The sequence below is a fragment of the Bosea sp. BIWAKO-01 genome, from assembly GCF_001748145.1.
Lineage (GTDB): Bacteria > Pseudomonadota > Alphaproteobacteria > Rhizobiales > Beijerinckiaceae > Allobosea.
Genome location: NZ_BCQA01000001.1, coordinates 6,336,416 through 6,360,496 on the forward strand (window position 1 = coordinate 6,336,416; position 24,081 = coordinate 6,360,496).

Here is a 24,081-nt window from a genome sequence, read left to right on the forward strand (position 1 = left end):
CGTCGGCATTCCTCCGATCCAGTAGGGGAAGGCACCGACGCTGACATGGCCAGGAAGCGCAGCGGCACGGCCTTGCCATTCGCACCTGGTTTGGGTTGGGGCTGTGAGGTCGTCGTTGTCATCCAACCCTGAGTGGATGCCCTTGGACGCCTGCCCGGAACAGGGACGCGCGAGCAAACAGGGCAAAGCCGACGAAGCACCGCCGCAGGACAACCTGCTCCGTGGCTACGCATTGGGTCGCACGGATCGATATGGGCCGAGCCATGCGGGCGCTCGGCTGCTGGTTTGCTCAGAATCCCGTGTGAAAGGGAGCACCTCTCGACGACGCGAAGGTCGTCCCCTTCAAGGGCGAGCCGGAGCTTGTGCCGGCGAGGTTTGCGAAGCGTTGGCTTCGCGCCGAACGTGTTGACCCCTCCCCTCGGTGAAGTGATGTGCGGTCGGGCCCGGCGAGAGGGGACCAGGGCCAACGCCGGCAGTGTTTTCCGTCCGATTCAGCTTTTGCGCAGCGATCACCACTTCCAGTCGGCTGCGTGCGTTGAGCTTGGCCATCAGGTTGGTCATGTAACCCTTGACGGTCTTGGTGGTGAGAGAGAGCTCATCTGCGATCTCCCTGTTCTTTTTCCCGAGAAGCAGGAGTTTGACGATCTGATCCTCGCGGACGCTCAGCTTGTTGCGGGCCGCCATCTGTCGTTGCAGAGTTTTCGCCTGCAAGGTGCCGATCACCTTGGTTGCGAAGGCGGCCGTCACAAAGACATCGCCGCGCTGCGCCGCCTGAAGGGCGAGTAAGAGCTCTTCTCCGGGGCTGCCTTTCAGGACATAGCCTTTGGCACCGGCATCTAGTGCCCGGAGCACATCATCCGGGCTCGTCGAGGCGGTAAATACGATGATCTTCATCTCAGGAGCGATCTTCAGCGCGTCCGAAACCGCCTGAAACACGTCTCCCGGCATGCCGAGATCGACGATCATGTGATTGGGCTGATGTGTCCTCGCGATCGACACGATGTCACTCGCGTCACTGCCTGTCGCCGCGAGTGTGAAGCCGCCCCACGCTTTCATCAGTGTAGCGACCCCGTCCCGCTGCAGCGGGTGATCATCGACGATCGCCAACGAACGATCCCACATGATCTTCCCCTCTATACGTAATCGCACCAGGTCGAATCTAAGTATCGCGCGGATACGATCTTTTCACAATCATATATTCTCGCTAAATTTGTGAAAGTCAGTGTAATTATCAAACTTAATGAAACATCCAGGAACTGAAAGAAAGATCTTTTCGTAGCCAACCATTGTCGTTCTCTTCCGCAAGCCCGACCTAACGTGGCCGCAACCTCATCTTTCCTTGAAGATCCTGTTGGCGTGGTCCGCGAAGGGTTTTGTCAGGAACGAGAGCGCGGTGCGTTCCTCGGTGGTGATGAAGACCTCGACCGGCATTCCGGGCTGGAGCTTGCGATCACCGAGGGCGGCGGCGAGATCGCCGTCGATCTGGATTTCGCCGGTATAGAAAGTGGCGCCGGTGGTGGGGTCGCGGGTGGTCGCCGGGGAGAGATGGCTGACGCTGCCCGGCAGCTCCGGGGTCGCGTTCTTGGCGAAGGCGGAGAAGCGCAGGCGGGCGGGCTGGCCGAGCCTGACCTGGTCGATATCGGTCGGCGCGATCCTGACCTCGACGGTGAGCCTGGCCTCGCCGGGCACGATGGTGGCGAGGCGCGCGGCCGGGGTGATGACGCCGCCGACGGTGAAGACGGTCAACTCGTTGACGAGGCCGGCGATCGGGGCGCGGATCTCGGAGCGCGAGAGGCGGTCCTCGCTGGCCAGGCGCCGGTCGCTGAGCTCGGAGACCTTGGCCTCGACCTGGCGCAGCTCGCGCTGGGCCTCGGTGCGGGCGGTCTCGTCGACGGCGATGATCTGGATGCGGGCCTCGCTGATGCGCAGCCGGGCGCGGGCGATCGAGGCCTCGATCTCGCCGCGCTCGCCGAGCAGGCGGGCCCATTCGCGGTTGATGTTGTAGACCTTGGTGCCGTCGATGAAGCCCTTCTGGAACAGGCCGAGATATTTGTTGCGCTCGAGCTCGACCAGGCGCAGCTCCTCGACCTTGGCGACCTGGCGGGCCTCGAGGCCCTTCACCTCCTCGCCGGACTGGACGATGCTGATCTCGAGCTGTTCCTTGCGGCTTTCGCGGTTGGTGCGGTTGCCGTCGAACAGCCGGGTCTCGCCCTGGATGATCTGGGCGGCGTCTTCGGAGAATCTGGCGAACTCGGCCGGGAAGGTGATCGCGGCGAGACTGTCGCGCTCGGCGATCAGGCGGGCCTTGCGGCCGAGGTTCTCGCCGAGCTGCGAGCGGATGATCGAGAGTTCGGCCTTGGTCTGGACATCGTCGAGCCAGAACAGGGTCTGGCCTGCCTCGACCCGGTCGCCCTGGCGCACCCCGATCGCCTGGACGACGCCGCCGTCGCGGTGCTGCACCTCCTTCAGGTTCTGGTCGACCTTGACCGAGCCCTGCGCGATCACGGCGCCGTTGAGGTTGGCGCTCACGGCCCAGCCGCCGCAGCCGACGACCAGCAGCAGGGCGAGCGCCGTGCCGGCGAGCATATGCCGGCCAAGGCCGAAGTTCGGCTCGCGCTCCTGCCCGGCATCCCCGCCGGCCTGCGATGCGATAGTGCGCCTGGTCATGGTCGTCTCTCCCGTCGGCCGGCCCGGAATGCGAGGCCCTGCGGCCTCGCACCGAGGTCAATAGTAATAAAGCCTGTGACTGCCCTGGATCTCGATCGAGTAGTCCTTCTCGTCGTTCTGCTCGAGATAGACATCGACATAGGTGCGGTCGTCGTCACCGATCTTCTCGATGCGGAAGCGGAAGGGCCGGCCGGAATCGTCGCCATCGTCGCCATAGGTGCGATCGAAGGCATCGTCGTCGGAACCGCTTCCGCCGTCGTCATCATCATCATCATCGTCGTGCTTGCGGATCTGGTACTGCTTGATGCGGATGCGGTCGCCGGCTTCGAGATCGAGGATCTGGTGGATCAGGTCGCGATCGTCCTCGTCATAAGGCACGTCGAACGAGAAGGTGTCGTCGCCCGCCCCGCCCGACAGCGTCACCGCGTCGGCCCCGATGGTGAAGTGGTCATTGCCGCTGCCGCCGATCACCGCCTCGATACTGGAGAACCCGTCCTCGCCGATCTCGACGCTGACCGCCTTGCCCTCGACCAGGTTGATGTCGATGCTCTGCGTCGCCCGGGAATAATCCAGAGTGTCGCAGCCTTCGCCGCCATCATAGCAATCGGCCGCAGCATCGAGCGTGCCGATGATCACGTCATTGCCTGACCCGGCTTCGACCCGGTCCGCGCCCGCGCCGCCATCGAGCGTATCGGCGCCGCTGCCGCCTTCGATCCGGTCATTGCCGGCCCCGCCCTGGATCACGTCATTGCCGGCCCCGCCGAGCAGACAGTCATTGCCGGTGCCGCCATCAATGACGTCGTTGCCGTCATGGCCTTCGATCCGATCGTCGCCTGCCTCGCCGAAGAGCCGGTCATTGCCGGCATTGCCCTTGACCCGATCGTCGCCGGCGCCGGCAAAGACGATGTCGTCGCCTTCGCCGCCCTCGACCTCGTCATCCCCCTCGCCTGCGTCGATGATGTCGTTGCCGGTGCCGCCAAAGATGCGGTCGTTGCCACTGCCGCCGGCGAGATGATCGTCGCCGGAACCGCCGTCGAGCACATCGTCGCCGTCATCGCCGGAGAGCGTATCGTTGCCGGCTTCGCCGAAGAGCCGGTCGTTGCCGCCGCCGCCGGCCGCAACGTCATCGCCGCCGCCGAGGCGGGCGGTGTCCTGGCCGGCGCCGAACTGGACGATATCGACATGGGCGCCTCCGATGACGACATTGCTGCCGTTGCCGGTGCGGACGCTGTTGTTGCCGTCGCCGGTGAAGACGGTGTTGTCGCCGTCGCCGGCATCGATCCAGTCGTTGCCGGCCCCGCCATCGAGGATGTCGTCGCCGCCACCGCCATAGATCGTGTCGTTCCCGGCGCCGCCGGAGAGCTGGTCATCGCCGTCGCCGCCATCGAGCCAGTCGTCGCCCGTGCCGCCTTCAAGCGCGTCGTTCCCCTCGCCGCCTTCGAGCGTATCATCGCCCTCTCCGCCATCCAGCGTATCGTCGCCCTCGCCGCCCTGGATCACGTCGTTGCCGTCGCCGCCGGAGAGCTGGTCATTGCCCTTGCCGCCAACGATGGTGTCATTGCCGGCCTCGCCATAGATGATGTCGTCGCCATCCTCGCCGTAGAGCCGGTCGTCGCCGTCGCCGCCATAGATCGTGTCGTTGCCGGTGCCGCCATAGACGATGTCGTTGCCGCGGCCGGCATAGATCAGGTCATGACCGGCGCCGCCGCGGATGAAGTCGTTGCCGGCGCCGCCATGCAGGATGTCGGAGCCGCCGCGGCCATCGATCACGTCGTTGCCGTCGCGCCCGTCGATCAGGTCGGCGCATTCGGTCCCGGTCAGGCCGTCATCGCCGGAGGTGCCGTTGATCTCGATGAACTCGACGACGCTGAAGAGCGCGGTCTGGGCGACCGCGACGGTCGCGTCGCTGACCTCGTAGCTCAGCGTCACCGGGCCAAAATAGCCGGGCGCCGGGGTGAACTCCCAGCCGCCCTCGACCGCGGTCAGCGTGCCGCTGGAGGTGGTGAGATTGCGGATTGCGAGCGCATCGCCATCGGGGTCACGTGCTCCCGCGAGCAGGCCGATTGTGGTGATCAGCAATGTCTCGCAGCGCCCGATGCTGCGCAGGCTGACGACGCCGGCCAGCTGCGGGGCCCGGTTGAGGCCTGGCCCCTCGGGACCGCCGGGGTTCTCGCCGCCGGGGCCGGGATGGCTGCCCGGGCCGGGATGGTGGCCGCCCGCGCCGCCGCCGCCAGAGCCGATCCCCTCGAAATCGTGGCCACTGGCGCCGGCACTGCCGGAGAGGCCGCCGCCATGGCTGAGCGTCAGGTTGTCGTTGCTGGCCGGATCGCTGCCGAAGACATCCTCGAGCCTGGCCGGCGAGAACCGGCGCAGCGGCAGCTGCTCATAGTCGATCGGCGGGGAATCGATGCCGAGGAAGGCGGCAAGCCCGGCCGTGCCCACAGCCTGGCCGCCGGAGCCGAGCGCCTGGTCGTCCTCGGCCTCCTTCCTGATCGCCCCGGTCTCGTCCTCGGCCTCCTTGTCCGCCTCCTCGGCCTCGGCCTGCGCCTGCCTCGAGGGGCCTCCCCCAGCCGCATCCTCGCCCGGGGTCTCAGTGGGCGGACCGAGATCGGACTTGGCGTGGCTGGGGAAGAGGCTCTTGACGTAGATCGCGACCGCCGTCAGCGCGAGCACGACCAGCGCCGGCCAGCGCGACGGCGCCGCATCCTCGTCGGTGATCTTGCGGTAGCTCTGCTCCGCGGTGGGCGCGCCCGGCGCGCGGGCCTTGAGGGTCTTGATCGCGATCATGCCGACACCCGTTCATGCGCAGGCTTGAAGGGAGCTGCGATGGGACTGGCCGGCGGCATCCGCAGCGGTGCTGCCGGCGTGCTGGCGGGGGCAACCTGCGTCGAAGCCGGGGTCAGGATCTCGTTCCTCGGCCCGAAGGCGGCGAGCTTGCCGTTCTGGATGACGCCGACGAAGTCGACGGCGGCGAGCGCGCTCGGCCGGTGCGCCACGATGATCGCGATGCCGCCGCGCTCCTTGACCGTCTCGATCGCCACCTTGAGCGCGCTCTCGCCCTCGCCGTCGAGATTCGAGTTCGGCTCGTCCATGACGACCAGGAAGGGGTTGCCGTAGAGCGCCCGCGCCAGGCCGATGCGCTGGCGCTGGCCGGCCGAGAGCGCCGCCCCCTGCGGCCCGAGCTGGGTCTGGTAGCCATCGGCCAGCCGCACGATCATCTCGTGGATGCCCGCCGCCTTCGCCGCCGCCACCACCCCGGCCGCATCGCTCTCGGCCGAGAGCCGCGAGATGTTCTCCTCGACGCTGGCATCGAGCAGGCTGACCTCCTGCGGGAGATAGCCGATGAAGCGGCCGAGCGCGGCTTCCGGCCATTGCGCCAGCTCGGCCCCGTCGAGCCGGACCGAGCCGCGCAGGCACGGCCAGATCCCGGTCAGGGCCCGCACCAGCGTCGTCTTGCCGCCGCCGCTCGGCCCGATCAGGCCGAGCGCCGTGCCCGCCTTCAGGTCGAAGCCGACCTCGCTGAGCAGGACCTGGCCCGAGACCGGGGCGGCGACCGTGATCTTGTCGACCTTGAGCGCGCCCACCGGCGCCGGCAGCTGCATCGGCACCACCGCCTGGCTCAGCGCCACCACCGTCTCGCGCAGGCGCTGGAAGGCGGCGCGGGCCGCGACGAAGGACTTCCAGTTGGCGATCGCGAGATCGACCGGCGCCAGCGCCCGCGACGAGGCGACCGAGGAGGCGATGATCGCACCGGCCGAGAGCTCGCCCTTGATCGTCAGATAGGCGCCCATCCCGAGGATCGCCGATTGCAGGATCATGCGCAGCACGCGCGAGACTGCGCCCAGGCTGCCGCCGAGGTCATTGGCCCGGGTCTGCAGCGCCAGATGCTCGCGGTTGGCGAGGTTGAAGCGATCGACCGCCCGGTCGGCAAAGCCCATCGCCTTCAGCACCTCGGCATTGCGGGCATTGGAATCGGCGATCGCGCCGCGGGTGATCGCCGCCTGGCGCGTCGTGCCGTTGAGCCGGCGGGTCAGGATCTCGCTGGCCACCGTCAGCAGGGTCAGCACCACCGCGCCTGCCAGCGTCAGCGCGCCGAGCCAGGGGTGCAGGAAATAGGCGAAGGCGAGATAGAGCGGGATCCAGGGCAGGTCGAACAGCGCGCCCGGCCCCTGGCTGCCGAGGAAGCCGCGCACCGTGTCGACATCGCGCCCGCGCTCCAGCGCCTCGGTGCTGGAGAAGCCGAAGCGCGGCATGTCGATCGCCACCCGGTGCGCCAGCGGCGCGATATCCTTATCGAGCCTGGCCCCGACCCGGACCAGCACCTGCGAGCGGATCACGTCGAAGGCGCCCTGGAACAGGTAGAGCCCGATCGCCAGGGCCGAGAGCGCCGCCAGCGTCTGGACGCTGCCCGAGGTCAGCGCCCGGTCATAGACCTGCAGCATGTAGAATGAGCCGGTCAGCGCCAGCACATTGATCAGCCCCGAGATCACGAACAGGAAGAGGAAGGCCGAGCGGAAGCCCTGCGTCAGCCTCGCGGCATCGCGGCGGCGGGCGGAGGTCTGTGCCTTGGAAGGTGCCATGATCGCAAACCGTCAAATGGAGAAGCAGTCGGCAGGAAGGCGGCCGGCGGGCACGGGCCCCGCCGGCCGGGAGGACGCGGCTTCTAGAGCGTGAAGTTGCCGGCGGTCAGGGTGTGACTGCCCTTCAGGTTGATCTGGAAGTCGGCATCGCCGTCGCCGTCGACATTGCCCTTGACCACGGTGTAGTCGCCGTCGGCGCGGGTCTCGTAGGCGACCACCAGCTGGGCGGTGGCGGTGAAGGCCGGACCGCTGGTCAAGGTGAAGCTCTGGTTGCCGGCAAGCGCGCCATTGGCGTCGATGCCGGACAGGTCGAGCTTATCGCCAGGCTGGAAGTCGAGGATGGTGTCGCCATCCGCCGCTTCCTTGCTCAGGAAGCGGAAGGTGTCGTTGCCCGCCCCGCCCTCCATCACGTTCACCGCCGCACTGGCCGTGATCGTGTCGTTGCCCGCGCCGGTCGCGACGTTCTCGATGCTCCAGAGCGTGTCGCTGCCGCTTTGCGTGCTGACCGCGCTGCCGCGTCCGAGCAGGCCGTTGCCGAGATCGACCGTCAGGTTCGCCAGGATCGCCGAGAGATCGAGCGTGTCGATGCCCGAGCCGCCGTCGCTGTCATCGCCGAAATAGACGTCGTTGCCGTCACCGATCGAGCCCACGATCACGTCATTGCCCGCCCCCGCCACCACGGTGTCGTCGCCGGCGCCTGCCGTGATCCGGTCGTCGCCCGTGCCGCCGAAGATCCGGTCGTTACCGGCCTCGCCCTCGATCAGGTCGTTGCCGGCCCCACCGAGCAGCACGTCGTCGCCAGCCCCGCCGAAGACCACGTCGCGGCCCTCCCCGGCATCGACGAAGTCGTTGCCGTCTCCCGCCGAGATCGTGTCGTCGCCGCCCGCACCGATCAGGGCATCGTCGCCACCCTGGCCGATCAGGTTGTCGGCACCCGCCGCCCCGATCAGGACATCGCTCAGCCCCGTCCCGACATGCGTCCCGGGGTTGGTGCCCGAGCCGGGAGGCGGCGTCCCCGTGCCGGCTCCGTCATCATCATCGTCGTCATCACAGCCGCAATCATCATCGTCGCCATCCCCGGCGCCGTCGTCATCATCATCATCATCATCGTCGTCACCGTCGCCGGAGCCGGTGTCGTCATCATCGTCGTCGCCATCTCCGGCGCCGTCATCATCGTCGTCATCGTCCTCGTCTTCATCATCGTCCTCGCCGATTGTCGGTGCGCCGGCGGTGGCGTAGGTGATCGAGTGCGTGCCGTTGGACAGCGTCGTCGTGCCGTTCGGGTTCACCGTCGAGACGTAGTCGGCGAGGGTTGTCCCGTCGGCCACCTGGATTTCGTCCTGCGACCGCAGCGTTCCGACGATGGTGTCGTTGCCGCCGTTGGACTTGAAGACGACACGATGGGCCGAGAGCAGCGAGGAGACGTCGACCTGATCGTCGCCCGATCCGCCCTCGATCGTGATCGTGCTGGTCAGCAGGCTGGTGCCTGCGAAGGAGCCGATCGGGATGAAGGTGTCTCCGCCGCCCAGGCCGTTGATCACGATCTCCTCGATATTGTCGAGTTCAGCGATCACAGAGGCGCTGTCCGTCCCGTTCCGGGTGATCACGATCTCAGTGTTGGCGTTGAGGACGGTGATGCCCGCCGCGATGGCATCAACCCGAGCGTAAATCCGGTAGGTTTCCGCCGACGCGTCGCCCATGATGTGGACGGTGTCGGTATTGGCGCCACCGTCGATGAAGTCGCGTCCATCTCCGACCCTGACCAAGACCTCGTCGTTGCCCGCGCCGCCGTTGACGGTATCGTTGCCGAGTCCGCCGACGAGCAGATCGGTGCCGCCGAGGCCGTTCAGGGTGTCGGCTCCGCCATGCCCGAGGATGATGTCGGCGTTGGCACCGCCATTGAGCGTGTTGGCGGCAGCGGTCCCGTTGACGAGGGCATAGGTCACCCCGGCGAAGCGGAGCTGCTCGATGGTGGTCAGGGTATCGGTGCCCTCCGCTCCGACCACGTCGGTGACGACGAGCTGCCCCGTCCCGTTAAGGCCGAAGCTGAAGCTGCGCGCCGGCCCGGCGAAGATCGCGACGTCACCCGCGCCGGCGCCACCGTCGAGGCGGTCGTTGCCGGCACCGCCGTTCAAGGTGTCGTTGCCACCGAGCCCGTTGAGGATGTCGTCGCCGGCATTGCCGTTGAGTGTCTCGTTCGCGCCGAACCCACCGATGCCATTGCTTCCGTTGGCGATGTCGTCGCCGGCGGTGCCGTTGAAGGTCGCGCCGGTGAGAACGCCACGGTTCCAGAGGTCGCCGACCACGCCAGTGGGTGCGGAGAAGACCTGCTCGGCGTTGCCGGCGCCGTCGGTGAAGCTGACGGCGACGCGGAGGCGGTCGCCAACCTGTCCGACGCCCAGGAGGTCGACGGGCGTGAAGGTCGAGTTGGTGGCGTTGGCGATGTTGGCCCAGGTCGTGCCGCCGTCCTCCGATACCTGCCACTGATAGGAGAACGCGCCCAGACCGTTGCCGTCCGCGATCGCCGCGGTCGATGCGGTCAGGGCCTGGCCCTCGGTCGGCGTCAGGTCGCTGATCACGGGTGCGCCGGTCGGCAGCTCGTTGAACAGCTGGCTGAGGTTGAAGTCGACAGTGCCGCCGTTACCGTTGGAGAAGCGCAACTTCTCGACGTTCCAGAGCTTGTCAGTGCCGTCCGAGACGAAGTTCGTTCCGTCCGGGCGGTTTGCGGGGTCGAATCCGGTGTGCTCGACGATGTAGGAGCCGTCGGCGCCGCGGCTGAAGGTGTAGTTGTCGACGATGTCCCAGTAGACCGCCGTGTCGATGCCGGGTTCGCCACTCGGGATGCCGTCGCCGTGGCCCAGAACCTCACGGACGATATTGAGCTGCAGCGGCGTGATAACCCGCGCGATCATCAGCTCGGACAGGCTCTTTCCGACCCAGGCCTCCGGTATGCCGGCGGCAGCCGTGAAGGTATGCTTGAGGCTGTCGATCGTCGCGATCTCTTGTGTCGAACCGACCGGGCGGATGCTGATCCGCACGTTGAGCCAGGCATCGCCGTCGATGATGTCGTTGCCGCCTCGCCCCTGGATGGTGTCGTTTCCGGCGCCGCCGAGAAGGATGTTGCCGTCCTGGAAGGCGACGCCGCCCTCGAACTCCGTGGGGATGGACTGCACCGCAAAGTCGCCGAGAATAGCGCCCAGACCGGCGATTCGGGCGACGCCGCCATGTGTCAGCTCATGGCCGACCATCGTGTTCTCGGCGCTGGCAAGGGCAGGATTGCCGTCGATTTCCGCGGCCGAGACGTCGCCGCGATTGTCGCCCCAGAGCTTGTCGTCATGGATCCAGCCGGAGAGCGCCTCGACCGTATCGAAACGGTCACGCAGGATGTCCTCCTCGTCGGTGGTGAAGATCGGCTTGGTCAGGTCGGATTCGGCTGCCTCGGCATTGCCCTTGTGGATCGCCCAGTCGAACCCCCACATGCCCTCGCTGCGCATGACGCTTTCGCCCTGCACCATGATGTCGTCGCCGGATTCACCGTCGAAATCATGCTCCTCCGAGCCGGCGAACATCACGTCATGGCCGAGAATGGTCGAGTTGAAGAACAGGTCGGAATTGTCGCCGGCGGTGGTGTCGAAGCCGCCGCCGCCCTCGATCCAATCGTCGCCCTCGTTGCCCATGAGCAGATCGACGCCATCGCCGCCGAGGATGAAGTCGTTGCCGGCACCGCCAAACACCTCGGTATCGTCGACGCCGACGAACACCGCATCCTGGCCATCGCCGCCCATCAGGATGTCGAGGCCGTTGGAGTTGGCGATGACGTCGTTGCCTTCCTCGCCTTTGAGGAAGTCCCCTGTGTCGCCCGAGTCGGTGATGATGTCGTCGCCGGCACCGCCGAGGACGAGATCGACGCCGGCGCCGGACTCGATGCGGTCATCGCCGGCGTCGCCCCAGATGCCGTCATCGCCGAAATCCGTGATGATGGTGTCGTTGCCGTTCGTGCCGCCCACCACGACATGCTCGCCGCCGAATGTGCGGAAGTAGTTCGTGTCCGCGCCGGGCGTGTTCGGATTGTTGCGGATGACCTTGCCCAGGCCCATCGCCTCGAGCACCGGGTCGTTGCCCGTCGGATCGACGCTCAAGGCGTCGCCGGGATTGTAGTCGCGCTGCTTGGTCGGATCGACTTCGAAGACGAAGTCGTAGGTGGCGAAGGAATCGACGCCGATATGGCGCGAAATGATGTCGTCCGACGTGCCCCGGATCCCGTCAGGCCCGGGCTGCGAGATGTCGGTGTTCGCCATGATCATCTTGGAGAAGGAATTCTGCTCCAGCTCGTTGAGGGCGTTCAGGCCCTGCGTGCGGGTCAGATAGTAGAAGCGGTCGGCATCCTGCAGATTTTCCATCTGCGCTTCGAACACGGCATTGAAGGTCGATCCGAGGAAGCCACCAAACGGCATCTTCTTCTCGGCCAGGCCGCCGATCCAGAGATCGATGTTGTTGAGGCCGGTTTCGGCGCTGTTGTTGTTGGTCGCGTCGGTCCACCCGGTGCTGTTCAGGTAGGCCACGCGATCGCTTGGAGGCAAGAAGGTGCGGGACACATTGTCGATCGTGATCGTGATCGTTTGATTGAGAACCAATGCCGTCGCGGCCGCCCTCTTCCCGGCCGTGGTTGCTTCGGCTTCGATGGAGTCGTGGGTGCCGTAGGCGGCGATGAAGTTCACCACCGACATCGGGTTCTTGAGGTTCGCGGCGAACTCGACCCAGCTTGCATAGGGCGTGAGGAAGGAGGAGCCGGTGGCGGCATAGAGCTGCGCGCGCGCCTCGTTGAGCGTCGGCATGTTGGTGTCACGGCCGCGCGCGATGTTGATCGCTGCGAGGTCGAGCGGGATACCGAGCAGGCTGTTGCGCAGCGCACCGGTGATGAACTCGTCGATTTCGTTGCCGCGCTCAATGGTCATGCCGCGGACGATCGAGCCCGCAGCCTGCTCCGCGGTGAGCGCCCCGTTGTTGTTGAAGGCGACCGGGTTGAGGAAGGTCGCGATGAGGCCCGGGTCGTTCTCCGAGAGCGTGCCGTCCGGATTGATGAAGATGCGCGGCATGGAGTCCGTCAGCATCGAATGACCGAAGCGGTACACGACATTGGCGAATTCGGAGAAGATCGACGGGTCGATATCCGTGACGGAGTTGAAGACGAACGGATCGATCGCCGGCTGGATCTTGCGGGCGAACTCCTCAAAGACGAGGTGCTGGTACTGCATCTCTGTCGCGAAGCGGCCGGCCTGGAACAGGCGCTCGCCATCCCAATTGAGGGTACTGGCGTAGGCAGTCTGAGCGAGGGCGTTCATGCTCGCGAAATTGGCCGGCAACTGGCCGGGATTGAGATCGGTGTTCAGCCATTCGTTGATGAAGGCGAGATCCCCGCTGCGCAGGATCGTCAGCTTCTGCGCCTCGACCTGGCGATTGTGCTCGGAATGGAAGACGTGGTGGACAGCGGTCAGGCCGATATTCTCGTTGCCGCGGCCGTCGCCGGTAATGAAGTGGCGGTTCAGCAGTTCTTCGTCATACTCGGTATTCTGCCCCCTATCGTTCGCCGGAACGGGATTGCCGGTGATCCCATCCGCATCCGGCTGCAGGAAGCCGCCGATGACGACTGGAACGGCGTTGTGCGCAATGTCGTCGAGGAACGCGTTGGCCGTGCGCACCGCGTTGACTGTCCAGGTGTTGACCGGGATACCGGTCGTACCCCGGGAGACAACCGTATCGTCGGCGGTGTTCGGAATCCCGTCGCCGCCGATATTGGTAATGATTTGCGCGAAGCCCTGCGCATCGGGAATGAAGTTTCCGTAGGCGTCCGTGCGGATCAGCGGCACGCTGGTCGCATCGCGATCCGTCAGCTGGATACCGAGCATCAGCGCCTGAGCCTTCACGTCTGCCCAGGTCGGCAGACCGTTCTGCTGGCCGGCGGGGCCGCCGTCGAGCAACTTGCCGGTCGCGACCGGGAAGCCGGTCGCCGGATCGATCTTGTATTCGCGCAGGAAGACCTGGTGCGAGGCATGCGAGGTGTAGGTCTGGTTCTGGTCGACCCAGGATGTCGTAACGTTACGCTGCGAGCCTTCGACCGGCGTCGAGCGGGTTAGCACCATGAAATTGGTCGAGCTTCCCTCGACATAGAGCGGGTCGTCGGGTTGCAGCGGGACATAGATGGTGCCGTTGTCGCCCTTGCTGATCAGGTCGAGGCCATGGTCGAAGAACTGGCCGAAGAAGGTCATCCAAGCATTGAATGGCGCCGACAGCCCCTCATCGGGCGCGACGTTGGGAATGCTCAGCGAGCCCGTCGCGTCGACCTCGATCGAGAAAGGAGCCATCAGGTCATTGACGGCGGTCATCGCTATGGCCTTTTGGGCCGCGGTCGCCGCCGGACTCTTCAGTACATCCATATGGGGCTGCCATTGGGCGGCCAGGGCTTGAACAGCGGCGAGGTCGCCGGCTGTACCGTGGATGGCCTCCGATCCGGCGAAAGTGAGCGCAGCGACGATCGCCGCCGGGTTGTTCAGGCTCATGTCGACGATCAGGTTCGAGATGAGGCGGGGGTCGGCATCCGTCACCGAACCCGGCGCGGCAAACGGGCTCGCGCTTGTAAAGGGCGTGTAATTGCTGTTGCTGAAGGTGATCCCCCCACCGAAAGTCACCGTGTCAGTATCGCCCTCATTGAGGTACCCCCCTGACTCGAAGAGCCGCGGCATGGGTTGGCCGGAGGCCCCCCAGAGCTCGCGGCCGGCAACCAAATTGTTGTAGGTGCCGTCGACAGTGCGGATGCCAAACGGCGTCTGCGGATCGGGGATGGCGCGCGCCCAGGTCGGATCTCCCAGGAAGACGCCGTTGAGATACTGGGCGGCGGCCGTAACGACTTCGCCAGTTTCCGGATCGATGCGAATTTCCGTCAGCGCTGCCCCGTTGGCATTGGCTTCGCCGATCTTGATCTGCTTCAGGACGAATTCCAGATCGTGCTGCACCAGCTTGAACATAACCATCCCCTTGGAGAAAAACACAGTTTATCGTTCACGAAATCGACATTTCGCGGCATTCAATTCGATTAACCCACCATGTGACGTGGAGTTATTGGCGAGAGATCGTCAGGTATATCCTGCAGCCAGAGGATCTGAACTTTTGTCTAGGCCAATCAATTCCAATGGCAGCCGGAACTCAATCGGACGGCACTTCGGTTAGTCACAGGCATGTCGCATGGTCAGCATGATGCATGCCGGCCGAACTGGTCGTTAGAGGACTATGTCGTATGGTAATCGCCGACCAGCGTCTGGCGCGTGCTACAGAGTTTGGTCTAGATGCTGTTCAAGACCTAAGTCCCTGGGATACCGACTAAAGTCCCTGTTAGTTGTCGCATTCCTCCGGACCCGTTCCGAGACCCGACAACTTGCCCGCAGTGAACATCGCCTCCCTCCTCGTCCGACACCGGGAATCCTGACGCGGTCGCAATTGGGCGCCGTTCACAACCTAAAGCCGAAGATCTGTGGGTGCCGTCGTGGAGGGCAGTACGGGGTTCAATCGAGTATGCCATCCAGTCGTGGGGCTTGCCGGTCATTGCATTGAGAAGCACTGTTCCACTCGCGCCTCACCTCGTTGTCATTGACCTCGACGCAACTTGCCTCGCGGAGCCAATGCCAACGGTCGCCGGCGGCCGAATGCGTGCGACGCCTTGCCCTCAGTTGGCGCCGACCGGCCTTTCCGAACAGAGACGTGAAGGGCAGGAATCTCCCCGACAGAGAGGTTCACGAGAGCCGGTTCGGTCCCACTCGCCGCATTCGCAACGATCCAATGGATCCTGTCACAGCGGATGAGCAGGACCGGGGTTGGCGATGACGACCCGGCGACGGCCGCGCCGGGCAAAAAGACGCTGTTTCGATTTCGCAAAGGCCGTCCCGTGGTGACGCCGCGCGATCACCGGCCTGGATCGCACGATAGCGTTGGCACCATCATGCCGAGGGGCACGGCGGACGGTCGGTTCCTTGCGGAACCAAATCCATTGGCGCGCGTTTATTGGGCAGCCCCGCAGAGCAAGCCCCCATGGCAGGTTCATTCGAACCACGTATCCCCAAGCCGATTGGACCCGGAGTGCCCCCAACGGGGGTCGCTCTTTTCCAGGAACTGCGGGCCAGTTGCGATGGGGTCGACTTTGTCAGTGAATTGGCAACGCGGTCAGGCCGCACGCGAGGCTCAGTGGAGTGGTTCCTGCAGCAGAAGACTGTTATCCCCGCCGGCCTCTTCTGCGCCGCCATCGCTTTGAGAATTTTGCTCGCGACGAAAGCCGAGGCGCGCTTGCGCTCGACCAAGCTTCGATAGCCTGAAGCTGCCTGGGGCGCTCGTGGTTGCAGAGATGGATGAGGAGAAGGCCCGTGGGTCAATCTTACGCGCGCCGGAATTCGCCGGCCTTCAACCCGGGGAGCCAGCCCGCGGCGCGGGAACAATTGGTGACGCGAGAGGATGCCCAACAGGGATACGCGCGCGCCATGAAGCTTGGTGACACGGAAGCCCTCGCGGGCAACCGCATTGAAGCCGAGCGGCATTATCAGCAGGCCGAGCACTGTCTGCGCTCACTGCACAGACGCGCGGCCTGAGACGGACGGCCCGCACGCCAAAGACATACGCCTGCCTCGTTTCGGGATCGCCGCACGTCCAGGAGGGCCGCACAATGCCTGAAAACACGTCCAAACAGAGGCTCGATGACCAGATTGCGCTCGCCCGAAGGACCATCGCCGATCTGATGGAGCGTGCCACCGCGACCTCTGGATCTGGCGCGGAAGAGGCCATCGCGAACAGGATCAACGACCAACAGGACCTGCTGACCAAGCTGATGAACGAGCGCGAAGCGATGGGGTAGAGGGGGACCGGGCCCGATGCGGCGGCATCACGGAGCGCCCCCTACTCTCGTGCCGACTTTCGCAATCCAAACGAGGGGGGAACATGCGCGGGCTGTTGATCACCGGGTTGATGCTGGTCGCGGGGCAGGCCGCCGCCGCCAATTTCGGAGTATCGGTAGAAGAGTTTGTCGCCGGCGTCGTCGGGCGCGCGGAGTTGGGCCTTCGTGATCGCGGTTGCAGGCCTGAGTTTTGCGCTGTGTCCGATCGTTCGGAAAAGCGTTGGCTCTACATCCAGCGGGACCGCAGAAATGTTGTCACCCAGATATTGTTCGAAGTCCCTGCAAGCGCCTGGTCGGAGAGCGCTGCGATCCTTGACGTGGTCCAAAGCGGATTACTGATCCCGCATCTGAACAGGATCGCGGATACCGACATCACCAGAACGGCCAAAACCCTTCCCGGCGTTGGGGTATCTGTTCGCGGTCGAGCCATTATCTGCTCGGCGTTGGTGCGGAAAATCAAACCGGAAACTGTGTTGGGCGCTTGCAGGCCAAGCTAGTCGCGACCGCAGGGTCGCCGGGTCTTGCCATTTGGCGCCAATCGCTTCGCATTCCTCCGATCCCGTAGGGGAAGGCGCCCCGGCCGAGCACGGCAATGTCTGCGAGATCGCCCGCTTCTTCCGCGTCACGGCGGAGAACGCCATGGTGCGTGAGGCGAATCCGCCGCAGTTGGACGTGGTCTATCCCTGATCCTTGAGGAGACGCTCGACGCAGGTCGCCAGCGAGCCGCGCCATGGGGGAAGCGTAACGCCGTGCCGCGCGGCGAGCTTCCCACAGTCGAGCCGTGAATTGGCCGGCCTCTGCGCTGGCGTCGGGTAATCCGTCGTGGCGATGCGCTTGACCGCGACCGGCTTGCCGCCGAGCCGCTCCCGGTCTGCGAAGATCGCCTCGGCGACATCGGCCCAGGCCGCCTCGCCCGCAGCGCTCATGTGAAAGATGCCGCGCAGCGTCTCGTCCTGGGGGCGGGCGACCAGATTGCGCGCCACCGCCAGGACGGCGTCGGCAATGTCGAGCGCGCTGGTCGGGCAGCCATGCTGGTCCGCGACCACACCGACCTCGTCGCTCGTTTCGGCCAGGCGCAGCATGGTCTTGACGAAATTCTTGCCGAAGGGGCTGTAGATCCAGGCCGTGCGCAGGATCGCGTGGTTGTCCGAGGCGGCCGCGACGGCCCGCTCGCCGGCCAGCTTGCTGGCACCATAGGCTGAGATCGGCCCGGTCGCGTCGTCCTCGCGATAGGGCCGGTCGAGCGCCCCGTCGAAGACGTAGTCGGTCGAGATCTGGATGACGGGGACGCCAAGTGCGGCAGCCGCGCGCGCCGCTTCACCAGCCGCCTCGCCGTTGACGCGCATGGCGAGGTCGGGTTCGCTCTCAGCCTGGTCCACCGCCGTATAGGCTGCCGCATTGACGATGACATGGGGCCTGGCTGCGCGCAGCGCTGGCGCGATCATTTTGGGGATGGCGAGATCCAGATCCGGGCGGCGGAGCGCGACGACTTCAACACCGGCCGGCACGCGCTCCAGCATGGCGCGGACGACCTGGCCGGTCCAACCGGTGACGACGATGCGCAGACCCATCAGTCGAAAAACCGCAGTGGCGAAAGCATGAGAGGCATGCGGTCCATCGCACCAATAACGCGATCCAGCGCGTCAAACATCCGCTGCTCCTGTTCGCTCAGCCAACCTTCGTCGACGCTTTGCCAGCCCCCATCGTCACTCCGGTCAATTTGCCAGTTCACGATCGAAAATCCCACCCCACCTGGGCAAACTTACCCACCTATCCGCACACCCGTCGCAAACCAGGCCGACTATGAGGCATTAGAACTTAGACGGCATCGGCTGCGGCGACAGCGCGGCTGATGCAGGCTTCCAGTGCGATTTTGTGTCAGGGCTATCTACCGCAGCCAGCCAGTCGCGCGCTTCTGCAATCCGGACACGTTGCAGCCGGTGCAGCACGTCGTGATTGAAATGCTCGGCGCGACAATGAGAGCGTGCGTCTGCGCAGATGCGATCGAACAGGTGCGAGGTCACGAACGTATCTGCACTCGCTCGATGGAGCCGTCCAGGGAACGAAATGCCCATCTCTTCGATGAGGCTGCCCAATCGATAACTTTTGCGGCCCGGAAACATGCGCCGAGCCAACAGCATGGTGCAAAGAGTACGCACGGGCCGCCCCTCAAGGTACTCACTCGCCTCATGCTCGTAAAATTTTCGATCGAAGCCCGCATTGTGGCAAACGATGGGCGATGATCCAATGAAGGACGCTAGCTGACGCATCGCTACAGCCGAGGTCGGTGCGCCGTTCAGCATCGCAGTGGTTATGCCGGTGATCTGAGTTATCTCCGCAGGGACGCGAACGCCAGGATCGACGAAGGTGAGTAACTCGTGGCCTACTCGACCATCCAGCACTTCGCGGGCCGACACTTCAATAACCCGAGCCCCCATGCTTGGGCTTAGGCCAGTTGTCTCGAAGTCGAGCACGACAAAGCGTCCGCCGGGGATGCTGTTCAAGATTGCGACTCCTGGCGCCTGCTTCGTTGATTCGAAGACAGGATATCATTCAGTGATGTTCGGTCGCGCCTGGAGTCCTCGGACATTCGGGCCAGGGACGCCAAGCGAACGGGGCAGCTCGCCGACCGTGTAATCCGCAGGCCGGTCAGGGAGCCTTCTGCGCCATCATCTGGATCAGGTCGACGAGATGCGGATTGCCGCAGGCGGCAAAGAGCGCCTCGTGAAACGCCATATTGGCGCGGAAGGCGGCGCGCGCATCGCCCTCCCCGACCGCCGCCGCATGTCCGCCCTGAATCGTCTTCAGCCGTGACAGGGTCTCGGGCCCGGCCGGCAGCGCAATCTGCTCAGCCGCCAAGGTCTCCAGCGCCTCACGCACCGAATAGATCTGGCGCACCTCTTGCGGCTCCAGCAGTCTCCACCGAGGGCGAGAGCGAGCGCGGCTCCGAATTCCGCAGCATCGCGGGCCCCAACGGCGAATGCGACGCGGCCTGGAAGACGACCGCACGCGAGACACAGCGCGAATATCTGTCGGTTAAAGCGTATCGCGAACGTTCAGATTCGCTCCATACGCCTTGGGTCCTTGTTCTTGCGCATGTCATCCCGAAAGCGGTTCCCACGTTCGGGATGACATGCTCTAGCTGGTTGCGGGCCGAGCAATGCCGCAGCGCTTGTGTGCGCGCATCACCACGCTGACGTCGCTGTTGAGAACGCCTTCCAATGCGCCGAGCTGGCGCGTCACAACATCCCACAGGTGAAGGCTGTCGCGGCACAGGACGTGCCAGAAAAGCTGAGAAGCACCGCTTGTCCCGAACAGGCAGCGCGTGTGCGGGTCGAGCGCCAGCTGTCCCGCGAGGGCTTCCACTGCTTGCGGCCGTGCCTGGATTGCGATCAGCGCTTCAACCGGAAAGCCCACCAGCGCGGGCTCGACCTCCACACGGAAACTCAGCGCGCGACGGTCTATCAGGCTCTGCAGCATCCGATGCGCGGTCGGTTCGCTCACACCGGCTTGCGTCGCCAGTTCGGCCAGGTTCGCCCGGCCGTCGCGCATAAGATGGGCTGTCATCGCCTGCTCCTGCGGGCTCAACACTGAAGGTTGACTGAGCGGGACAAGATCCGCTCCCGCGTTCGGGCAGGCCTGAATGCGCCATTGGCCTGCGCGCCTGAATGGCCGCAGCACCAGCCGGGCTTCGACATGTTCGACGCCATGGATCGAAGGCAACAGGCGGGTGACCACGTCCGGCATATCGGCGGCGTCGGCAAGCGTGAGCTCAGCCATCAGGTCGGCCGAGCCGGCAAGCGTCACCACCAGTTGGCAAGTGTCTAATCGCGACAAGTGTTCCGCCACATCGGAAACGCAGCCTGACCGACAGCGAACCCAGGCATGCAGGACCACGCCTCGTCCGATAACCAGGGGATCGGGTTCGGCGATGACGCGCAAGGCATCGGCGTCCATCAGGCGCTTGATCCGACGCGCGACGGTGCGCTGTGCGATTCCCGACACCGCCTCGAGCTCGCGCCAGGACGCGCGTGGGTGGGCCTGCAATGCGATCAGGCAGGCGAGATCCGTCTGATCCATGGGCGAGACATGAGAGCCAAGCATCGATGCAACCATATAATTCATAGCCACATCCAATGTTGACCGAAAAATGAAAAATAGATAGGCGACATGACGATAAACTAACAATTGGAGGATTTAATGAACCAGACCATGCGCGATGCAGGAGGGACGACCGTGACACAGGCATCGCCCATGCGCACAGTTCTCGCCGGCAGCGTCGGCAATGCGGTGGAATGGTTCGACTGGACCATCTACGCCTCCTTTGCGATCTTCTTCTCCAGACAGTTCTTTCCCGAAGGCAACGAAACCACAGCCCTTCTAGCTGCCTTCGGCATCTTCGCCGTGGGTTTCTTCATGCGCCCGGTGGGCGGCTGGCTCATCGGCATTTTTTCGGACCGCTACGGCCGCAAGGCCGCCCTGGCACTCACCATTCTTATGATGGCCGGCGGTTCGCTCATCATCGGCCTCACCCCCACCTATGCAACCATCGGCCTCGCCGCTCCTCTGCTGCTCACGGCCGCACGTCTGATTCAAGGCCTGTCGCTGGGCGGCGAATACGCTTCCGCCACGACCTACCTTACCGAGATGGCGCCCGACAATCGCCGCGGGTTCTATTCCAGCTTCCTGTTCTTCAGCGCGGCGGCCGGCATTCTCGCCGCCTCTTCCATCGGCTGGCTCCTGACGTCCACCCTCTCGCCTGAGGACATGAATGCCTGGGGCTGGCGCATTCCCTTCCTGGTCGGGGCTTTGGGCGGTGTCGTAGGCATGTGGATCAGGCGCTCCGCTCCTGAGACGGAAACGTTCTCGAAGAGCAAAAAGAGCGGCGTCGAGAAACAGCCGCTGCGCACGCTCATGCGTCAGCATCCGCGTGAGGTGCTGCGCATCGTCGGCTTCTCCGTGCTGACAACCTTCGCGTTCTATCTTTTCGTTGCCTACGTCCCCACCTACGCGATCCGCCACGTCAATGCAGATCCGAAGACCGCATTTGCAGCAAACACCGTGGCCCTCATCGTCTTCATGGTCGTCCAGCCGCTGTTCGGCATGCTGTCCGACCGTATCGGGCGCAAGCCTCAGCTCATCGTGTTCGCAGCGGGCTACCTGATCTTCTTCTATCCGCTGATGACGTCGATGGGCCCTTCCTTCGGTTCGATCCTGGCCGTGGAGCTCTTCGGGCTCGTGCTCTACGCCATGTACACCGCTATCGGACCGGCGATCATGGCCGAGCAGTTCCCGACCAGCGTTCGCGCCGTCGGTATCGGGGCACCCTACAATCTGGTCGTTGCCCTGTTGGGCGGCACCACGCCCTATCTGCTGACCTGGCTCCAGGCCAACGGCATGGAGAAATGGTTCTTCTACTATGTGCTGGCCGGCGCGGTGATCACCCTGATCACCTTCATCCGGATGCCGGAGACGGCGGGACAGCCTCTGAAATAGTGCCTGCGGGCGCACCTGCTTCGGCAAGTACCTGCTTCGGCAAGTACCTGCTTCGGCAAGTGCGCCCGTACCCTTGGCCCCTGATCCTGGGCCACGGCATCATCCATGGCACGGGGCCAGTCGGAAACACGGCAGGCTCCAAAGGCCGCTTTCAAGAAGAGCCATGTCGAAAAATACTGAACTGCATTTTCAGGACGCGCGAGACATTGCCCGGGCCATCCGCGAACGCGACCTGACCTCGCGCCAGGTCACGCTGCATTTCCTCGATCGCATCGAACGAGCGTCGGGGTTGGGCGCCTATAGTGAGGTCACTGCAGAACGCGCGCTGGCGCAAGCCGAGGCAGCCGATCGGTCGCTCGCGGCAGGCGAATTGACGGGACCATTTCATGGCGTGCCACTCGCGATCAAGGATTCCGTGCAGTGGAAAGGCGTGAGCGCCACCCTGGGTTCGCTTTCGCGAATGGGGGAAGTCAGTTCGGAGACTGCCGCGGTGCTGCGCCTCATCGAAGCGCAGGGAATGGTCGTCCTTGGCAAGACGCGCATGACGGAGTTCGCCTTCGGTCTCTCCGGACAGAACCCGACCCAGGGCACACCGCGCAATCCATGGGATGCGCGGCAGGTCCGTGCGCCGGGCGGATCCTCCAGCGGTTGCGGCGTTGCGGTGGCTGCGGGTCTGGCCCCATTGGCGCTCGGCGGCGACACTGGCGGCTCCGTACGGGCGCCGGCCGCGTTGAACGGACTTGTCGGTTACAAGCCCTCCTCCGGCATGATCAGCCGTGCAGGCTGCCTGCCCTTGTCTGAAACGCTCGACGTGTTGGGTCCGGTCGCTCGAACGGTGGCCGACGCTCGCCTTTTCACCCAATTGCTCGCCCGGCCGGATGTCGACGATCCCGCTACACTGGCGCTTCCCGCGACGGCCTTCACAAGCCTGGCGGAGCCTTTGCCACGCGATGTGGGCCCGATCGCGGTACTCGATGCCCAGTGCTGGCCGGCCGAGCTGTCAGGCCAGCCCCTTGGCGCCTGGCACAGAACGATGGAGCGGCTGTCGGAGGCCGGATTCACACCGACGCCATGGCAGCCGCCGGCGGGCCTGTCCTTCCGGCGCATGGCCGAGGACAATTCCCTTGTGCTCGCCTACGAGGCCTATCGACATTACGGCGCCCTCGCCGAAGACCCCGATCAGCCGCTTTGGGACGTGGTGCGCGCTCGCATCGCTGCCGGCGGCCGGATTACCGATTCTGCCTACGACGCCGCATTGGCGCGCCGCCGTGCTGACATGACCGCATTCGCCCGTGCGATGGAGCACTGGGATGCCCTGCTTATGCCGGCCTGTGATCAAGCGGCCCAGACCATGGACGAGGCGGACATGCGTCACGCGGGCCTGGGGGCGCTTCTGCGCCCGGCCAATTTCCTCGGAGCACCGGCAATCGCCTTGCCGTCGGGGTTCGATGAGGCAGGCCTGCCGCTCTCCGGGCAGTTGATTGCGCCGGCGGGCCGCGATGCGTCCCTTCTGGACTGCGCCGCCGCCCTGGAGCCGCTCCTTGCCAACGATCGGCCCGTGCCGGATTTGTCGGCCTGGAGGTTGTGAGCATCCAGGCGAGCCCACCCTGCGCGTGCGACCGTCTCTGTCGACTTGCCGGGAAGCAGACGTTCCCAGCGTCAGGGACGGGCCAGCGCATAGCCGCCCAATGCTTCACCGCATCAACGCCACCCTATCGCGCCTGATCGCGGCCCTGCCGCTGCTCCACTGAGGCGATATAGGCGTCGCGCGAGGGGCGCAGATGGTCGCGGCAGAGCTGGACCAGCCCGGCCCGGTCGCCGGCCTCGAGCGCGGCGATCATCGCCCAATGCTCGGCGCAGGCCAGCGCCAGATGCGCCGGGTTTGCCGCCGTGATCGAACGGGCGCCATGAACCTTCTGCGCCATCATCTGGATCAGCTCGACGAGATGCGGATTGCCGCAGGCGGCAAAGAGCGCCTCGTGAAACGCCATATTGGCGCGGAAGGCCGCACGCGCGTCGGCATCGGTGACCGCGGCCGCATGGACGCCCTGAATGGCTTTCAGCCGCGAGACGATCTCGGAGCCGGCCGGCAGCGGAATCTGCTGCGCGGCCAAGGTCTCCAGCGCCTCACGCACCGAATAGATCTGGCGCACCTCTTGCGGCTCCAGCAGCCTGACGGCTGCGCCCTTGTTCGGCACGCGCTCGACCAGGCCGACCCGCTCCAGCTCGGCCAGCGCCTCGCGCACGACATGGCGCTTCACCTCGAGCCGAGCAGCGATGTCCTCCTCGATCAGGCGCTCGCGCGGCAGCAGCCAGCCGAGCACGATCTCCTCCTCGAGGGCATCCGCCACCATGCGGGTGCGATCGGCGGCGGCAGGCTTCAGCGCGAGGACGGACATGCGACTT

General features: G+C 65.1%; 17 protein-coding genes. 6 read left to right on the forward strand and 11 right to left on the reverse strand.

The annotated features are described in order from the left end of the window. Positions 1-342 precede the first annotated feature (342 nt). The 5 genes from BIWAKO_RS29445 to BIWAKO_RS29465 form a co-directional block, all read right to left on the reverse strand. The gene (locus BIWAKO_RS29445) at positions 343-1,107 is read right to left on the reverse strand and encodes a LuxR C-terminal-related transcriptional regulator (RefSeq protein WP_244523581.1); all 765 of its coding nucleotides are present in this window, start codon (positions 1,105-1,107) and stop codon (positions 343-345) included. Positions 1,108-1,329: 222 nt separating this feature from the next. Then, entirely contained in the window at positions 1,330-2,667 is a 1,338-nt protein-coding gene (locus BIWAKO_RS29450) for an HlyD family type I secretion periplasmic adaptor subunit (RefSeq protein WP_069881666.1), read from the reverse strand. Positions 2,668-2,724: 57 nt separating this feature from the next. Then, positions 2,725-5,454 carry a calcium-binding protein gene (locus BIWAKO_RS37190; RefSeq protein WP_069881667.1) on the reverse strand — a complete coding sequence of 910 codons (2,730 nt, stop codon included), beginning with the start codon at positions 5,452-5,454 and terminating at the stop codon, positions 2,725-2,727. Next, on the reverse strand, positions 5,451-7,247 hold the full coding sequence (locus BIWAKO_RS29460; protein ID WP_069880786.1) for a type I secretion system permease/ATPase: 1,797 nt from the start codon (positions 7,245-7,247) through the stop codon (positions 5,451-5,453). The genes BIWAKO_RS37190 and BIWAKO_RS29460 overlap by 4 nt, the downstream gene beginning before the upstream one ends. A gap of 83 nt (positions 7,248-7,330) precedes the next feature. Beyond that, the gene (locus BIWAKO_RS29465) at positions 7,331-14,269 is read right to left on the reverse strand and encodes a peroxidase family protein (RefSeq protein ID WP_465247420.1); all 6,939 of its coding nucleotides are present in this window, start codon (positions 14,267-14,269) and stop codon (positions 7,331-7,333) included. Between the two features lie 1,386 nt (positions 14,270-15,655). On the opposite strand from BIWAKO_RS29465, the gene BIWAKO_RS35650 reads away from it, so the two are divergent. From BIWAKO_RS35650 to BIWAKO_RS36170, 4 genes are all read left to right on the forward strand, one after another. Further along, positions 15,656-15,877, forward strand: coding sequence for a hypothetical protein (locus tag BIWAKO_RS35650; RefSeq protein WP_141740284.1), 222 nt, complete (start codon positions 15,656-15,658; stop codon positions 15,875-15,877). A 74-nt stretch (positions 15,878-15,951) separates the two neighbouring features. Next, entirely contained in the window at positions 15,952-16,140 is a 189-nt protein-coding gene (locus tag BIWAKO_RS29475; RefSeq protein ID WP_069881670.1) for a hypothetical protein, read from the forward strand. A gap of 83 nt (positions 16,141-16,223) precedes the next feature. Beyond that, entirely contained in the window at positions 16,224-16,676 is a 453-nt protein-coding gene (locus tag BIWAKO_RS29480; RefSeq protein WP_069881671.1) for a hypothetical protein, read from the forward strand. Positions 16,677-16,707: 31 nt separating this feature from the next. Next, positions 16,708-16,866 (forward strand): hypothetical protein, encoded by a 159-nt coding sequence (locus tag BIWAKO_RS36170; RefSeq protein ID WP_176733436.1) that lies wholly within the window; start codon positions 16,708-16,710, stop codon positions 16,864-16,866. Here the strand turns inward: BIWAKO_RS36170 and rfbD are convergent. The 5 genes from rfbD to BIWAKO_RS29500 form a co-directional block, all read right to left on the reverse strand. Continuing rightward, complete coding sequence (gene rfbD, locus BIWAKO_RS29485; RefSeq protein WP_074471631.1) at positions 16,857-17,750, reverse strand: dTDP-4-dehydrorhamnose reductase; 894 nt, start codon at positions 17,748-17,750, stop codon at positions 16,857-16,859. The two genes, BIWAKO_RS36170 and rfbD, sit on opposite strands and share 10 nt — an antisense overlap. Continuing rightward, the gene (locus BIWAKO_RS36175; protein ID WP_176733437.1) at positions 17,750-17,911 is read right to left on the reverse strand and encodes a hypothetical protein; all 162 of its coding nucleotides are present in this window, start codon (positions 17,909-17,911) and stop codon (positions 17,750-17,752) included. Before BIWAKO_RS36175 ends, rfbD begins: the two co-directional genes overlap by 1 nt. A 79-nt stretch (positions 17,912-17,990) precedes the next feature. Continuing rightward, entirely contained in the window at positions 17,991-18,683 is a 693-nt protein-coding gene (locus BIWAKO_RS29490) for a 3'-5' exonuclease (protein ID WP_141740285.1), read from the reverse strand. A gap of 145 nt (positions 18,684-18,828) precedes the next feature. Further along, positions 18,829-19,077 carry an FCD domain-containing protein gene (locus BIWAKO_RS29495; RefSeq protein ID WP_069881673.1) on the reverse strand — a complete coding sequence of 83 codons (249 nt, stop codon included), beginning with the start codon at positions 19,075-19,077 and terminating at the stop codon, positions 18,829-18,831. A gap of 240 nt (positions 19,078-19,317) precedes the next feature. After that, positions 19,318-20,259, reverse strand: a complete 942-nt coding sequence (locus BIWAKO_RS29500; RefSeq protein ID WP_201788664.1) for an Lrp/AsnC family transcriptional regulator — start codon at positions 20,257-20,259, stop codon at positions 19,318-19,320. Between the two features lie 174 nt (positions 20,260-20,433). On the opposite strand from BIWAKO_RS29500, the gene BIWAKO_RS29505 reads away from it, so the two are divergent. Continuing rightward, positions 20,434-21,675, forward strand: coding sequence for an MFS transporter (locus tag BIWAKO_RS29505; RefSeq protein ID WP_274533619.1), 1,242 nt, complete (start codon positions 20,434-20,436; stop codon positions 21,673-21,675). Between the two features lie 163 nt (positions 21,676-21,838). Then, complete coding sequence (locus BIWAKO_RS29510; protein WP_069881676.1) at positions 21,839-23,263, forward strand: amidase; 1,425 nt, start codon at positions 21,839-21,841, stop codon at positions 23,261-23,263. Positions 23,264-23,387: 124 nt separating this feature from the next. Here the strand turns inward: BIWAKO_RS29510 and BIWAKO_RS29515 are convergent, their stop codons facing one another. Then, positions 23,388-24,074 (reverse strand): GntR family transcriptional regulator, encoded by a 687-nt coding sequence (locus BIWAKO_RS29515; RefSeq protein ID WP_069881677.1) that lies wholly within the window; start codon positions 24,072-24,074, stop codon positions 23,388-23,390. Between the last annotated feature and the right edge of the window lie 7 nt (positions 24,075-24,081).

Excerpts from the sequence above, each read along its gene's own strand:
- BIWAKO_RS29450 (WP_069881666.1), bottom strand. The coding sequence starts at position 2,667 with ATGACCAGGCGCACTATCGCATCGCAGGCCGGCGGGGATGCCGGGCAG.
- BIWAKO_RS37190 (WP_069881667.1), bottom strand. The coding sequence starts at position 5,454 with ATGATCGCGATCAAGACCCTCAAGGCCCGCGCGCCGGGCGCGCCCACC.
- BIWAKO_RS29460 (WP_069880786.1), bottom strand. The coding sequence starts at position 7,247 with ATGGCACCTTCCAAGGCACAGACCTCCGCCCGCCGCCGCGATGCCGCG.
- BIWAKO_RS29465 (WP_465247420.1), bottom strand. The coding sequence starts at position 14,269 with ATGTTCAAGCTGGTGCAGCACGATCTGGAATTCGTCCTGAAGCAGATC.
- BIWAKO_RS29475 (WP_069881670.1), top strand. The coding sequence starts at position 15,952 with ATGCCTGAAAACACGTCCAAACAGAGGCTCGATGACCAGATTGCGCTC.
- BIWAKO_RS29480 (WP_069881671.1), top strand. The coding sequence starts at position 16,224 with ATGCGCGGGCTGTTGATCACCGGGTTGATGCTGGTCGCGGGGCAGGCC.
- rfbD (WP_074471631.1), bottom strand. The coding sequence starts at position 17,750 with ATGGGTCTGCGCATCGTCGTCACCGGTTGGACCGGCCAGGTCGTCCGC.
- BIWAKO_RS29500 (WP_201788664.1), bottom strand. The coding sequence starts at position 20,259 with ATGGATCAGACGGATCTCGCCTGCCTGATCGCATTGCAGGCCCACCCA.
- BIWAKO_RS29505 (WP_274533619.1), top strand. The coding sequence starts at position 20,434 with ATGCGCACAGTTCTCGCCGGCAGCGTCGGCAATGCGGTGGAATGGTTC.
- BIWAKO_RS29510 (WP_069881676.1), top strand. The coding sequence starts at position 21,839 with ATGTCGAAAAATACTGAACTGCATTTTCAGGACGCGCGAGACATTGCC.
- BIWAKO_RS29515 (WP_069881677.1), bottom strand. The coding sequence starts at position 24,074 with ATGTCCGTCCTCGCGCTGAAGCCTGCCGCCGCCGATCGCACCCGCATG.